Annotated in this window: 12 protein-coding genes; 11 read left to right on the top strand and 1 reads right to left on the bottom strand. The window is 58.2% G+C overall.

The genetic code is table 11. From position 1 onward, the window contains the following. Nucleotides 1-208: 208 nt before the first annotated feature. The 7 genes from ACQZ5K_RS22920 (at nt 209) to ACQZ5K_RS22950 (ending at nt 10,043) form a co-directional block, all read left to right on the top strand. On the top strand, nt 209-1,024 hold the full coding sequence (locus tag ACQZ5K_RS22920) for a MurR/RpiR family transcriptional regulator (protein ID WP_003519830.1): 816 nt from the start codon (nt 209-211) through the stop codon (nt 1,022-1,024). Nucleotides 1,025-1,232: 208 nt separating this feature from the next. Then, nucleotides 1,233-3,149: a bifunctional 5-dehydro-2-deoxygluconokinase/5-dehydro-2-deoxyphosphogluconate aldolase gene (locus ACQZ5K_RS22925; protein WP_448741506.1), complete on the top strand. Its 1,917-nt coding sequence runs from the start codon at nt 1,233-1,235 to the stop codon at nt 3,147-3,149. Continuing rightward, nucleotides 3,146-4,972, top strand: a complete 1,827-nt coding sequence (gene iolD, locus ACQZ5K_RS22930; RefSeq protein ID WP_448741507.1) for a 3D-(3,5/4)-trihydroxycyclohexane-1,2-dione acylhydrolase (decyclizing) — start codon at nt 3,146-3,148, stop codon at nt 4,970-4,972. Before ACQZ5K_RS22925 ends, iolD begins: the two co-directional genes overlap by 4 nt. Before the next feature lies 1 nt (nt 4,973). Then, on the top strand, nt 4,974-5,882 hold the full coding sequence (iolE, locus tag ACQZ5K_RS22935) for a myo-inosose-2 dehydratase (RefSeq protein ID WP_065116994.1): 909 nt from the start codon (nt 4,974-4,976) through the stop codon (nt 5,880-5,882). Nucleotides 5,883-6,118: 236 nt separating this feature from the next. After that, the gene (gene iolB, locus ACQZ5K_RS22940; protein ID WP_448741508.1) at nt 6,119-6,931 is read left to right on the top strand and encodes a 5-deoxy-glucuronate isomerase; all 813 of its coding nucleotides are present in this window, start codon (nt 6,119-6,121) and stop codon (nt 6,929-6,931) included. 210 nt (nt 6,932-7,141) lie between these two features. Beyond that, nucleotides 7,142-8,269 (top strand): Gfo/Idh/MocA family protein, encoded by a 1,128-nt coding sequence (locus ACQZ5K_RS22945; protein WP_448741509.1) that lies wholly within the window; start codon nt 7,142-7,144, stop codon nt 8,267-8,269. Nucleotides 8,270-8,948: 679 nt separating this feature from the next. After that, nucleotides 8,949-10,043, top strand: coding sequence for a LacI family DNA-binding transcriptional regulator (locus tag ACQZ5K_RS22950; protein ID WP_448741510.1), 1,095 nt, complete (start codon nt 8,949-8,951; stop codon nt 10,041-10,043). A gap of 12 nt (nt 10,044-10,055) precedes the next feature. Here ACQZ5K_RS22950 and ACQZ5K_RS22955 read toward each other — a convergent pair whose 3' ends face one another. Further along, complete coding sequence (locus ACQZ5K_RS22955) at nt 10,056-10,559, bottom strand: MarR family transcriptional regulator (protein ID WP_448741511.1); 504 nt, start codon at nt 10,557-10,559, stop codon at nt 10,056-10,058. 108 nt (nt 10,560-10,667) lie between these two features. On the opposite strand from ACQZ5K_RS22955, the gene ACQZ5K_RS22960 reads away from it, so the two are divergent. The 4 genes from ACQZ5K_RS22960 (at nt 10,668) to ACQZ5K_RS22975 (ending at nt 14,077) form a co-directional block, all read left to right on the top strand. Further along, nucleotides 10,668-11,474, top strand: a complete 807-nt coding sequence (locus ACQZ5K_RS22960; RefSeq protein ID WP_448741512.1) for a glycoside hydrolase family 16 protein — start codon at nt 10,668-10,670, stop codon at nt 11,472-11,474. Continuing rightward, nucleotides 11,471-12,247 (top strand): SDR family NAD(P)-dependent oxidoreductase, encoded by a 777-nt coding sequence (locus ACQZ5K_RS22965; protein WP_448741513.1) that lies wholly within the window; start codon nt 11,471-11,473, stop codon nt 12,245-12,247. The genes ACQZ5K_RS22960 and ACQZ5K_RS22965 overlap by 4 nt, the downstream gene beginning before the upstream one ends. 95 nt (nt 12,248-12,342) lie before the next feature. Then, on the top strand, nt 12,343-13,551 hold the full coding sequence (locus ACQZ5K_RS22970; RefSeq protein WP_448741514.1) for a sterol desaturase family protein: 1,209 nt from the start codon (nt 12,343-12,345) through the stop codon (nt 13,549-13,551). 49 nt (nt 13,552-13,600) lie between these two features. Beyond that, a complete protein-coding gene (locus tag ACQZ5K_RS22975) occupies nt 13,601-14,077 on the top strand; it encodes a hypothetical protein (protein ID WP_448741515.1) in 477 nt (158 codons plus the stop codon). The last annotated feature ends 94 nt before the right edge of the window (nt 14,078-14,171 follow it).

A 14,171-nucleotide genomic window follows, 5' to 3' on the forward strand; every position in this document is an offset into this window, starting at 1 on the left:
CCAGCCACCCCAAGTCCTTGGGGTGAAAACTCTTCGCGCCGCGCAGACGCGCGCCGGCTGGATTCCGGCTCAAGGCCGGAATGACGGAGGGTGACCGATCACACAAAGCCCCCGCCGTCTCATTTGCCCTTCCTCAAAAAACCCAATGGAATAAAAATTCCACTGCAGTTAAAGTGCACACGATTTCAGTCTGCACAAAGGAACGACAATGACGGCAATCGAGGCGCCAGAATCCGTAAAGGCTTTTGAGGAGCGGCTGCTCCAGGTCGCGGAGGGTTTGCCGAAACGATTGCGGCAATGCGCCGATTATGTCGCCTCCAATCAGGATCGCATCGCCGTTTCCACCGTCGCTGAAATGGCGGAAGGGGCTGGCGTACAGCCCTCGGCCTTCATGCGTTTTTGCCAGATCATGGGCTTTTCCGGCTTTTCGGAAATGCAGCGGCTGTTCCGTGATTCCTATGTCGGCGGCTGGCCGGATTATGCGACGCGACTCGACCATCTGCGGGAGAAGGGCGATGAAAGCGCATCCGGCCTGCTTGCCGAATTCGTGGAGGCCGGCCGTTCCTCACTGGAAATGCTGCTGAAATCGGTCGATACCCGCCAGCTTGACGAGGCGGTTTCGGCGCTGGCGAAGGCGCGCACCGTGCATATCATCGGTCTGCGGCGCTCTTTTCCCATTGCCAGCTATCTCGCTTACGCCTTCGAGAAGATGAAGGTGCCGGCGGTTCTGCACAGTGCGGTCGGCGGGCTCGGCAATATCAGCGCCATTTCCCGTGACGACGCGCTGATCGCTATCACCTTTTCTCCCTATTCCGCCGAAACGCTGGAGCTGGCGGAAAACGCCCGCGCCAACGGTATTCCGGTCGTGGCGCTCTCCGATTCCGCCGTCAATCCGCTGCGGAAATCCGGCGCGACGCTGCTGACCGTCACCGAGATCGATTTCGGCGCATTTCGCTCGCTTTCCGCCACGCTCTGTCTGGCCATTACGCTGGCCGTGGCTGTGGGAACTCGCAAAACAGCCTGAATATTTTTATTGAAAACGGAAAAAATAGAATTTATGATCCAAATCCATGAAACGGGCATTCCATAATCGTCCGTCTCGTGACGAACGAAAATGAGCGGAGGAGGCTCATCGGAGCGGGATGGCGAAAGATGCGGGCGATCGTCGCCTGAATGCCGCTCCAGACATGTGAGGCAGACCGTACCGAGGTGCGGTGCTAAGGAGGAACCTTTTGAAAAAACTTGATCTCATCACGATCGGGCGCTCGTCTGTCGATCTGTACGGTTCGCAGGTCGGCGGCCGTCTGGAGGACATGGCCTCCTTTGCCAAATATATCGGCGGCTCTCCCACCAATATCGCAGCCGGCGCTGCCCGCCTCGGGCTCAACAGCGCCGTCATCACCCGTGTCGGCGATGAGCATATGGGTCGCTTCATCCGCGAACAGCTGGTGCGCGAAGGCGTTGACGTACGTGGCGTAAAGACAGATCCGGAGCGGCTGACCGCGCTGGTGCTGCTCGGCATTCGCGACCAGAACCAGTTCCCGCTGATCTTCTATCGTGAAAACTGCGCCGACATGGCGCTCAGCGAAGACGACATCGATCCCGCCTTCATCGCCGAAGCCGGCTGCATCTGCGCCACCGGCACGCATCTGTCGCATCCGAAGACGGAAGCGGCCGTGCTGAAGGCGCTGAAACTCGCCCGCGAAAATGGCGCGAAGACCGCGCTCGATATCGATTACCGCCCCAATCTCTGGGGTGTGGCCGGCCATGGCGATGGCGAGAGCCGTTTCGTCGAATCGCAGAAGGTCACCGCCAAGCTGCAATCCACCCTGCATCTCTTCGACCTGATCGTCGGCACGGAAGAGGAATTCCACATTGCCGGCGGTTCCACCGATACGCTGACCGCGCTGAACGCCGTGCGCAAGGTCTCAAATGCGACGCTGGTGTGCAAGCGCGGACCGATGGGCGCTTCGGTTTTCGCTGGCGATATTCCTGCCAGCCTCGACGATGGCGAGACGGGTGAAGGTTTCCCGATCGAGGTCTTCAACGTTCTGGGTGCCGGCGATGGCTTCATGGCCGGGCTGTTCCGTGGCTGGCTGCGCGGCGAAGACTGGCCGACGACGCTGAAATACGCCAATGCCTGCGGCGCCTTCGCCGTCTCCCGCCATGGCTGCACGCCTGCCTATCCAAGCTGGGAGGAGCTGCAATATTTCTTCAAGGCCGGCATTCGTAACAAGGCGCTGCGCAAGGACGAGGCGTTGGAACAGGTGCACTGGTCGACCAACCGCAAGGGCGACTGGGACACGATGCGCGTCTTCGCCTTCGACCACCGCATGCAGCTGGAAGCCATCGCCGACGAGCTTGGCGTCAAGCACGAGCAGATCGGCGCTTTCAAGAAACTCTGCCTTCAGGCCGCACAGCATGTTGCCGGTGACAGGCCGGGTTACGGCATTCTCTGCGACGGCCGCCTTGGACGTGACGCCCTGTTTGCCGCCAGCGGCTCGGGCCTCTGGATCGGTCGCCCGGTGGAATGGCCGGGTTCGCGCCCGCTGACGCTGGAACCCGATCTCGGCAAGGATTTCGGCGGTCTTTCCGAATGGCCGCTTGAAAATGTCGTCAAGGTTCTGTGTTTCTATCATCCCGACGATACGGATGAGATGCGCGCCGCGCAGGAAGAGACGGTCATGCGTCTGTTCCAGGCGACACGCCGCAACCGGCTGGAAATGCTGCTGGAGGTCATTCCCTCCAAGGTCGGCCCGACCGACGATTTGACCGCCGCCCGCATCATCGAGCGCTTTTACGAGATCGGGGTCTATCCCGACTGGTGGAAGCTGGAGCCGATGAAGACCCGTGCTGCGTGGAAAAACGCCTGCGACGCCGTGCATCGCAACGATCCTTACGTGCGGGGCATCGTCGTTCTCGGTCTCGACGCGCCGCAAAGCGAACTGGAAGAGAGCTTCCGCCTTGCCGCCGGTTTCGATCTGGTCAAAGGTTTCGCCGTTGGCCGCACGATTTTCGCGGATGCCGCCCGCAGCTGGCTCGGTGGCAAGATGACCGATGAGGAAGCGGTCAGGGATATGGCGCAGCGCTATGCCAGCCTGTGCCGCATTTGGGATGAGGCGCGCGCCAAAAAGGGAGAGGCAGCGTGAATACAATCAGATTGACGGCTGCGCAGGCCATGGTTCGTTACCTGGCAGCGCAGATGAATGAACATGGCGAAACCTATATCGCCGGCATGTGGGCCATTTTCGGCCATGGCAATGTCGCCGGCATCGGCGAGGCGCTTTATGGTATCCGCGACGAACTGCCGACCTATCGCGGCCAGAACGAGCAATCCATGGCCCATGCGGCCATCGCATATTCCAAGCAGCTGCGTCGCCGCCGCGCCATGGCGGTCACCTCCTCCATCGGCCCCGGTGCGGCAAACATGGTGACGGCCGCCGCCCTTGCCCATGTCAACCGCCTGCCGGTGCTGTTGATCCCCGGCGACGTCTTCGCCAATCGTGGGCCTGATCCGGTCTTGCAGCAGCTCGAAGATTTCGGCGATGGCACGATGACGGTGAATGACTGCTTCCGCCCCGTCAGCCGTTATTTTGACCGTATCATGCGGCCGGAACAGTTGCTGACAGCGCTTCCCCGCGCCATGCGCACCATGACAGACCCGGCCGATTGCGGCCCCGTCACGCTCGCCTTCTGCCAGGATGTGCAGGCGGAGGCCTATGATTACCCTGTCAGCTTCTTCGAAAAGCGTGTCTGGCGCCAGCGCCGCCCCGAGCCGGATGTGGTGGAATTCGATGAAGCCGTCGCTGCGCTCAAGGCGGCGAAGAACCCGATCATCGTTGCCGGCGGCGGCGTGCATTTTGCCGGCGCAACCGAAACCCTGAAGCGCTTTGCCGAAACCCATTCCATTCCCGTCGTCGAAACGCAGGCCGGTAAATCGGCCCTCGCCTGGGACCATGATCTGAATTTCGGCCCCGTCGGCGTCACCGGCGCGGAAAGCGCCAATATCATCAGCGAAAAGGCCGATCTGGTCTTCGGCGTCGGCACCCGTTTTCAGGATTTCACCACCGGCTCCTGGGCGCTGTTCAAGAACCCGAACCGCAAAATCCTGGCGCTTAACGTTCAGCCCTATGACAGCGCCAAGCACGATGCGATCAGCCTGACGGCGGATGCGAAGATCGGACTTGAAAAGCTCTCCGCAGCACTCGGCAGCCACCGTTTTGCCGCGCCGGACGCCGGTCTCAAGGCTGCATGGTTTAAAAAGGCCGATGCCGATACGGCAGCGCCGGGCGAAGAAAATTCCAACAGCCTGCCCACCGACATGCAGGTCATCGGCGCGGTGCAGCGCCAGTCGCGTGACAATACTGTCGTCATGTGCGCGGCCGGCACCATGCCGGGCGAGCTTCACCAGCTGTGGAAATCCAGGCTGCCGCTCTCCTATCACATGGAATACGGCTTCTCCTGCATGGGTTATGAAGTGGCCGGCGGCCTCGGCATCAAGATGGCGGAACCGGACCGCGACGTGATCGTCATGGTCGGCGATGGCTCCTATATGATGATGAATTCCGAGCTTGCGACATCGGTTGCCATGGGCGTGAAGATCACGCTCGTCATTACTGACAATCGCGGTTACGGCTGCATCAACCGCCTTCAGATGGAAACCGGCGGCGCGGAGTTCAACAACCTCTACGCCCACACCAACGTCAACCCGATCGCCATCGATTTCGTGGCCCATGCGGGCTCGATGGGGGCGGATGCGCGCAAGGTTTCCACCATTACCGAGCTGGAAGAGGCGCTTGCGGCAGCCCGTGCCTCCAGCCGCACCACCGTCATCGTCATCGATACCGACCCTTACCCGACGCCGCAGGCCGGCGGTCACTGGTGGGATGTCGCGGTGCCTGAAGTTTCCGACCGCGCCGAAATCGGCCCGGCCCGCGTCCGTTATGAAAACCATGTCAAGGAAAGACAGTAAGATGATCCGTTACGGAACCAACCCGATTGCCTGGTCCAACGACGACGACCGCACGCTGGGCGCGCATATCAGCCTCGAACAATGCCTCGATGAAACCGCCAAGATCGGTTTCGACGGCATCGAAAAGGGTCACAAATTCCCGACTGAGCCGGAAGGCCTGAAGGGCGTGCTTTCGCCGCGCGGCCTCTCCTTCGTCTCCGGCTGGCATTCGCTGAACCTTCTGACCGATGACATCGAATCCGAAAAGAAGGCGATGCAGCCGGCGCTTGACCTGCTGAAAGCCATGGGCTCGAAGGTCATCATCGTCTGCGAGACCTCCAACGCCATCCATGGCGATGACAACAAGGCGCTGGTCGACCGTCCGCGCCTTGCGGCCGAGGACTGGGCGAAATTCGGCGCGGGCGTCGAGGCGCTGGCCGCCTTTGCCGCAGAACAGGGTATCACCCTCGTTTATCACCACCACATGGGAACGGTGGTCGAGAGCGAAGAGGAAATCGACCTCCTGATGAAGCATACCGGCCCGAAGACGCATCTGCTGCTCGATACCGGCCATTGCCTGTTCGGCGGCGGCGATCCCGTGCGCGTCGCGCAGAAATACATGGGTCGTGTCGGCCATATCCATGCCAAGAACGTGCGCCCTGCCATTGCCGATCAGGTTCGGGGTGAGCGGCTCTCCTTCCTCGAAGGCGTGCGCCGCGGCGTGTTCACCGTTCCCGGCGACAGCGAAGGCGGCGTGAACTTCCCGCCGGTGCTGAAGGTGGCGGCCGAGCATGGTTACAGCGGCTGGCTGGTGATCGAGGCCGAACAGGACCCTGACGTGCGCAACCCGTTCGAATATCAGAGCCTCGGGCTGAAATCGCTGAAGGCTTTTGCGCGCGAGGCAGGGCTGGACAAGGCTCAGGCTGCTTGAGCTGAGCGGGGGGCATTCGTCCATACGTCCTGGAATCGTATGTTCCGGTGCATCCCCTCCTCCCTCATTCCTGTGCTTGTCACAGGAATCCAGCCGACGCGCGTCGGCGCGGCGGAAAGACTCCTCTCAGCCCAAGGACTTGGGCTGGCTGGATCCTTGTGACAAGCACAGGGATGAGGGAAACGCGGGAATAGCCGCCCGATAAATTGAACGACTGACCAAAAAGGAACACCACCATGACCTCACTTCTGCGCAAGCCGGTCGCGACCAGCGGCAAGGTGCACGACATCACGCCCCAAAGCGCGGATTGGGGTTATGTCGGTTTCGGCCTCTACCGCCTGAAGCCGGGCGAAACGGCAGCGGAAAGCACCGGCGATACCGAAGTCATCCTCGTGCTGGTGGAAGGCAAGGCGACGATTTCCGCAGGCGGTAAGGACTTCGGTGAACTCGGCGACCGCATGAATGTGTTCGAACGCAAACCGCCGCATTGCGTCTACGTGCCCGCAGGCTCCGAATGGTCGCTGACCGCCACGACCGACTGCACCGTCGGTATCTGCACCGCGCCCGGCGAAAAAGGCAGCCGCGAGGCGCAGCAGATCGGTCCCAATGGCGTGCAGCTCACCGAGCGTGGCAAGGGCGCCAATACGCGTTACATTTTCCCCATCGCCATGGAAGAGCGCGATGTGGCGGACAGCCTGCTGGTAACGGAAGTCTTCACGCCGTCGGGCAACTGGTCCTCCTATCCGCCGCACCGGCACGATGAGGACAATTACCCCGATATGACCTATCTGGAGGAGACCTATTATCATCGCCTCAACCCGGCGCAGGGTTTCGGTTTCCAGCGCGTCTTTACCGAAGACGGTTCGCTGGATGAGACCATGGCGGTGTCAGACGGCGATGTCGTGCTGGTCCCCAAGGGCCACCACCCCTGCGGCGCGCCCTATGGCTATGAGATGTATTATCTGAACGTGATGGCGGGGCCGATGCGCAAATGGCGCTTCAAGAACCACCCGGATCATGACTGGATTTTCAAGCGGGATAATCCGTAATTCACTCACCTGTCCTCATTCCTGTGCTTGTCACAGGAATCCAGCTAGCGCGCGTCTGCGCGACGGGGAGAGTCTTCCCAGCCCAAGGACTTGGGCTGGCTGGATCTCTGTGACAAGCACAGGGATGAGGGCGGAGGGGTTTCGTTTCGCCTGTCACATTTAACGCTCAATACATTGATTTCATTATAAAACTCTCGGGAGGAGAATAGCATGGCCGCTCTTGGCGTGGGCCTTATCGGCACCGGTTACATGGGCAAATGCCACGCGCTGGCGTGGAACAACGTCACCAGCGTCTTCGGCGATGTGGAACGCCCCCGCCTCGTGACGCTCGCGGAAGTCAATCCCGAGCTTGCCGCAAAGAAAGCCGCCGAGTTCGGCTTTGCCCGCTCGACGGGCAACTGGCGCGACCTGCTTTCCGACCCCGAGATCGACGTGATCTCGGTCACCACGCCCAACGCCTTCCACCCGGAAATGGCGATTGCCGCCCTTGAGGCCGGCAAACATGTCTGGTGCGAAAAGCCGATGGCGCCCGCCTTTACTGACGCGGTGAAGATGCGCGATGCCGCCCGCCGGTCCGGCAAGGCGGCAGCGATGGGCTACAATTACATCCAGAACCCCGTCATCCGCCACATCCGCCGCCTGATTGACGAAGGCGCGATTGGCAACGTCTATCACGTCCGCGCCGAAATGGACGAGGACTTCATGGCCGACGCCACCCAGCCCTTCTACTGGAAGAGCGAGGCCTCCTCAGGTTACGGCGCGCTGGATGATTTTGCCGTGCACCCTCTGTCACTGCTCTTCGCCCTGTTCGGCCATGCCGAAAGCGCCATCACCGACATGGTGAAACCTTACGAAACCCGCCCGCTTGCCGGCGGCGGCAACCGCGCCGTCGAGACGCACGATCTTGCCAGCGTGCTGTTGAAGCTAGAAGGCGGCATTTCCGCCGTGCTCATCGCCAACCGCTCCGCCTGGGGCCGCAAGGGCCGCATCGCCATCCAGATTTATGGCTCCACCGGCTCGATCCTGTTCGATCAGGAGCGGATGAACGAATTCCAGCTCTACACCACGGATGGACGCCCGGAAGAGCAGGGTTTCAGAACCATCCTCACGGCACCGCATCACAAGCCCTATGACCGCTTCATCCCCGCCCCCGGCCACGGCCTCGGTTTCAACGATCTGAAGGTGATCGAATGCCGGGAACTGATCGCGGCAATCGAGGGGAAAAAGGCCCATATCATCGATTTCGAGGAAGGCCTGAAGATCGAGCGCAGCATCCACGCCATGGCCCGGTCGTTTGCCGAAGGGCGTTGGGTGGGAAGCTCGGAGATTGCGGAATAGGGACGCGTATGAGGTAAGCGCAAAGCTTCACCTCTTTCGTCATGCTCGGGCAGGTTCTGACCGAGACCAACATTTGTTGACTATGGAGATTTGAAGCGAGCCCCCGCAACCAATTCCTGCATAACTCACTCATCATTCAGGTCTAAAAACCAGTCAGGGTTCAGGCGGACCAAACATCCCCTGTGCCTCCTGCGCTCATTGCAGAAAGGAAATAGGTGGCCGGTTTTTACTCCGCCCGCGGATGGATTATTCTGCCGCTACCGTGGCCGACTTTTGCACCGGCGCTCTCAAATTGGAGTGTGAGAATTAGACTGCTTCGCTCACCTCAGGCGGTGATCTGTAGGTAGAGTAAAGGACCAAGCAGTTCCGCGTTTGCGGTGGAATAAGCAGAGAAACGTTTTTAGAACTGCCTTTGGGCCCCCTTCTCGCGAGCCGGATACAGTATCGATCTCCGGCGTCAAATTAAGGGGGGAGCCCCAACGCTCATTGTAAATATCTTTGAACAGATGGCTGATGGGAATCATTTCGGGTACCTTTCAGCAGGTTTCTGACAGAGCCGTCGCGGAATTGAATCGATTCAATTTCGATTCATCTCGGCGAAATGTCAAGCAGATTTGAATCGATACAAAAAGTGCTCTATGCATGCTATTGCGCCAGGCAACGACAGGACGCTGCAAGCTTGAAAAACAAACAAGTGAAATTGGCTGATATCGCGAAGGCGGCCGGCGTGTCGCAAGGTACGGCCTCAAACGTTTTCAGCCGCCCAGGGGTGGTGCGCGATGAAGTGCGGGAACATGTGCTCAGGGTAGCCAAGGAACTGGGATATAGAGGACCAGACCTAAAGGGCCGGCTCCTTCGGGCGGGGCGCGTCAATGCGATTGGCGTGGCGTCAGTAGAACCGTTGTCATACTTTTTTGAAGATCAATGGGCACGTTCCCTGATGACCGCAATCAGCGAGGTTTGCGATGTCACCGGAACTGGAATCGCACTGGTTTCGGCGCAGAACCAGGAAAAGCTCGCCTGGAATATCAACAGCGCGCTCGTGGATGGCTTTATTCTGCTATGCGTGGAAGGGGGCGAAAGGCTTGTCGAATTGACACGCCAGCGGCGATTGCCTTTCATAGCTTTAGCGCTAGGCCATCAGGACGCTACAATCCCGCAGATTGGCATCGACAATAAAGCCGGGGCAGTGTTGGCGGCGAGGCATATAGGTGAACTAGGGCATAGACGTGTAGCGGTGCTCGCTGTCGCCAACTCCAGCCTTTCTCATGGAGCTCTATCGCCGGAGCATTTGGACGAGGTCTTGGGTGTCAGTATGCGAGACCGGATGATTGGCTATTGGCAAGGGTTGGAGGTATTTGGTGTTAGGCGCGACGATGTTTCGATATATGGAACGCTGAATGACCGGCCGACCGTCGAGACTGCCTTGACGACGCTATTCTCACAGCCGAGGCCGCCGACTGCCATTCTCGCAATGTCCGACCGGATAGCGATGTTCGCGATACAATGGCTAAGCAAACACGATATCTCCGTACCAAGCGACGTATCGGTTGTCGGCTTTGATGGTGTGCCAGAAGGGGCAATTTTGCAACCTGGGTTGACAACCATCGCGCAACCACTCCAGGAACTTGCGCAAAAGGCGGTGAACTCGATACTGGAAAGCGCCACCATCCCTCAACGCGTAGCGCTTGAGGTCAACTTGATAGTTCGTGGCAGCACATCCCGGCCTTGTAAAGGGCCAGTCTTGGGTCTCCCTGCATCTTCGCGCAAATGAGCGGACCAGCAGTTAGATCGACACAGCGATATCCATTGGGCAGGTCTTGCAGTTTGCAACATCGCAGAGCCTGCAAGTTCGGCTTCGATCCGTTGTATTCTTTGCCGCCAGTGCCAGAAGCTTTTCGCTGATCTTGCCCAGCATTTCCCGTTCTTCGTCAGACAGGCGGCAAAGAAGTTTGGCTAGGCAATGATGACGGGCTTCGAGCATGTCTCTGTAAACCTGTTCGCCAACTTGGGTCAGAACGAGTTCTACAGCGCGCCCATCCTTGGTAGACTTCTCCCGCAACATCAGGCTGTCGGCAACCAGCCTATCCACCAGTCGTACGGTGGCGGCATGTGACAAGCCGAGATCGTTGCTAAGCTGACGGATTGTCCATCTCGGCGAACGCCCGATCAGGGCAATCGCCGCAGCCGGATCATCGCGGGGCGCGAGAACCTCGGTATTTTCCGCAATATTATCGGCTATCTTCAGCGCTAGCGCACCGACGATATTCTGAAGTCGTTTTGAGTGCATGGAGCCATTTTATTTGTGTTGCGCATATAAATCAACTGAAGTATATATGCGTTACGCATATACATGGCTTTGGAGGAGGGCCGCCGAACAACGATAGGAGCCACATGAATGGCTAGGCCGCCTCTGAACGCTTTTTGTGAGAAAACAAAACCTTACGCATCAAACATTATTTTCGAAGACAATTTCGACCGACACGACTTGGATGCCAAGAAATGGCTTCCTTATTATCTCCCGCACTGGAGTGGGTTGGGCGCTGCGGCGCGGTTTAATATCGCCGACAGCATTTTGCGCCTTACGATCGCAAACGATCAGCAGCCATGGTGCCCCGAATTTGATGGGCAGATCCGGGTATCCGGCCTTCAGACGGGGCATTTCGCAGGTCCACTCGACAGTTCGCAAGGCCAGCACCGCTTTAATGATAATCTGAGGGTCCGTCACACTCTTCCGGAGATGCGCCTCTTCGTTCCGCAATATTGCCGACTCGAAATGAAGGCGTGTGCCAAGCTCAATCCGTGGAATCTCGCGGCTCTTTGGCTCATCGGTTTCGAGGATGCTCCCGAGAAATCGGGGGAGATCACTGTGTTCGAGGCCTTTGGCGATAAAGCCGGTATATCCGCTTCGTCCATCAATCGGGGAATCAAGAAGATACAGGATCCCACGCTTGTTGATGAAATCGATGGCCGCGCATTGCCGATCAATATCGAGGATTGGCACGTCTATGCTATGGACTGGACACCGTCGGGCGTCGATTTCTACGTCGATGGCGAAAGAGTGACGACAACCACCCAATCGCCGGCCTATCCGATGCAGATCATGCTTAATTTCTATGATCTCTCTGGGCTCGGAGCGCGCGAAGCCGCCAAGGAGGCTTGGTTCGACATCGACTATATCAGGGCCTATGGGAGCGCGTCATGAGCCACGATCTGCCGAATTACGATCTCTCAGGCTCTCTCGCACTGGTGACGGGCGCGTCTCGTGGCATCGGTCGGGCGGCGGCACTTGCTCTAGCCCATGCTGGCGCTGATCTCCTTCTCGGAGTACGGCCTTCCTCCGATGTTGCAGAATTGGCAAGCAGCATCCGGGATATGGGCCGCCGAGTAGAGATCCTGCACATGGACGCAGGTGTGATTGATCGCTGCCTTTCCGCGATTGACAAGACCATTGAGCAGGTTGGCCCGATCGACATACTCGTAAACAACGTGGGTGGCGGAATAGCTGATGCGGCTCTTGATGTGACGCCGACAGATTTCGACCAGGTTATGAACCTCAACGTGAAGTCGGCGTTTTTTATTTCCCAGGCAATTGCCCGTAACCTCATTGAGGTGAACCGTGGCGGAAACATCATCAATGTCAGCTCCCAGGCGAGCCTTGTCGCACTGCCAGGGGAGACGGTCTATTGCCTTGCCAAGGCAGCGGTTTCGCACATGACGCGATGTCTGGCGGTCGAATGGGGTGAATATGGCATCCGCGTAAATGCCGTTTGCCCGACCTTTATCGAAACTCCTGGTACAGCAAAGGCGCTTTCCAAGCCGGCTTTCAAACAGGATACGATAGACCGTATCGCCGCTCTCCATCGGTTGGGCCAGCCGAGAGAGGTTGCCGGCGCAATCGTCTTCCTTGCCTCACCAGCTGCCTCTCTGATTACCGGCCACAACCTCGTGATCGATGGAGGGTGGACAATCCGCTGAGCTGAACGTCGATCCACGGAATCACCGAATTCCGATTTCCCGTCATTCCTGAAACGTCGTTGGACATAGCTTGCGCGCCAAGCAATGGAGGTAACATGTTGCATTTTATTTCGGCAAAGAGGATCTTCAAACGCCCTTCCTCGGCAGGGGTAAGTAAGTTTATCAGAGAAATATTCTGGGAAAAGGACATTGTCCCGGGGAAGGAGCATCGGGCGGCATACTTTTTGCTGATCGCGGCCTTTGGCGCGTTCCTCCTGGAGATGGCTTTCCATCACAAAGGGATCGAGGCTTTCTCGATCCTCAAGGCCAAAGCCGTTACTGTCTTCTACGGAACCGAACCGGTCATAATGGAGGCAATCTCTTCTCGTCAAATTGCCGATCTATTGTTAATTGCGGCCTTAGTACGAATCATTTTCGGCATTATTGTCGGCGCGCTCGATCTGTTGCTGCATCAGCGTATCAAGGGTGAGCCTTTCGACTGGCCTGGTATGATTACCGTCTCTTTGGTGAACAGCATCTACCTGCTGACGGCCATCTTCACCTTCGCGAACCCGTTCTTCGAAAAATTGGTGGACTATTACGTGCAACTCGTGCGCCATGTGCCCACGCTCGTGAAGCTCGACGGTTGGTTGGCCTTGCTGACCGCCTGCCTCATGGCCGATTTTTGCTACTATTGGTCACATCGTCTAAGTCATAAGGTGCGTTTGTTCTGGTGCCTCGGCCACGTCAGCCATCACCGTACCCAAAATCTCACGCAACTTACCCAGTCCGTCGATCCGCAGTCTGCAATCCTTGACGTCGCCGGAGGGCGTGCTTTCGTCTTATTGTTCATGCCGGTCATTACCCAGCTTTTGTCTTTCGATGTGACACAAAGCGGCTGGGGCCTGATCGTCATCTTGCTCTTCGATGCATGGACGAACCCCTCTCATTCGATCACCCTCTATCAGGCAGAGATCAAACTCCCTCTCCTGCGGTGGCTTCGAAGCATCTTCGTCACCCCCGCCGTTCACTACACGCATCATTCCCGAGAAAAGGGCCACAACAAGGACTTCGGCTGTAATTTCGGCGCCCGCTTCACACTTTGGGATCGGGTGTTCGGCACCTATGTAGAACCGCCTCAGCATATTCCGAAGACCGGCCTTTATGGGGAGCAGGACTATATCCGCAATCCAGTCCGCTACGTCGCCCACCCCTTTCACCGTATGTATCTCGAGCTGAAGCTAAACTCCATCGTCCACTGGCCGAAAATCCTTTTCGGCAAAACCACTTATCATCCGCCGATCCGCGTAGATTCGAAATACTGACTAGCGCTCACTGTTCCTTCTCTTTTTGCGAACCGCAAGGAGACATGCAATGGACGAAAAGCAGAATTCGCGTGCCATGCTGCCGCTGATGTTGGCCTTCTTCGTTGCTGGGGCACTCGGTACTTTTGCCCCAGCCGCTTTACCAGACCTGCAACGGCAATTTGCCATAAATGCCGCAGAGGGTAGCCTACTCTACGTGGCCTGGGGTTCCGGTATCGTCGGCGGCTCGCTAGTCGCCGCCCGAGCTATAACCCAATACCGACCTGCGCTGATTCTCGCATGTGCAGCCATCATCGGCGCAGTTGCAACCCATGTTGGTGTTGGTGCGCAGAGCTACACCGTCTTTCTGCTCTCCTATGGGCTCCTCGGCGTGACTTCCGGCACGATCATTACAACTGGGCATGGTTTTGTCGGGCGAAGCAGTAATGCACGAAGTTCGTCCAATATCAGCGCACTCGACTTTGCCTTGAGCCTTGGCACTATCTCTGCGCCCATGCTGCTTGGATATTTTGCTTCCGGTTCGTAAGCGGCAAGGAGACCCCATCTGGCGCGGCTGATGCTGAGTAGGGTATTGGGGGCATACGAGTTCTCTGAATGTGAGGATCTATGTCTAGACCTGC

Source organism: Agrobacterium sp. 22-226-1 (assembly GCF_053522345.1).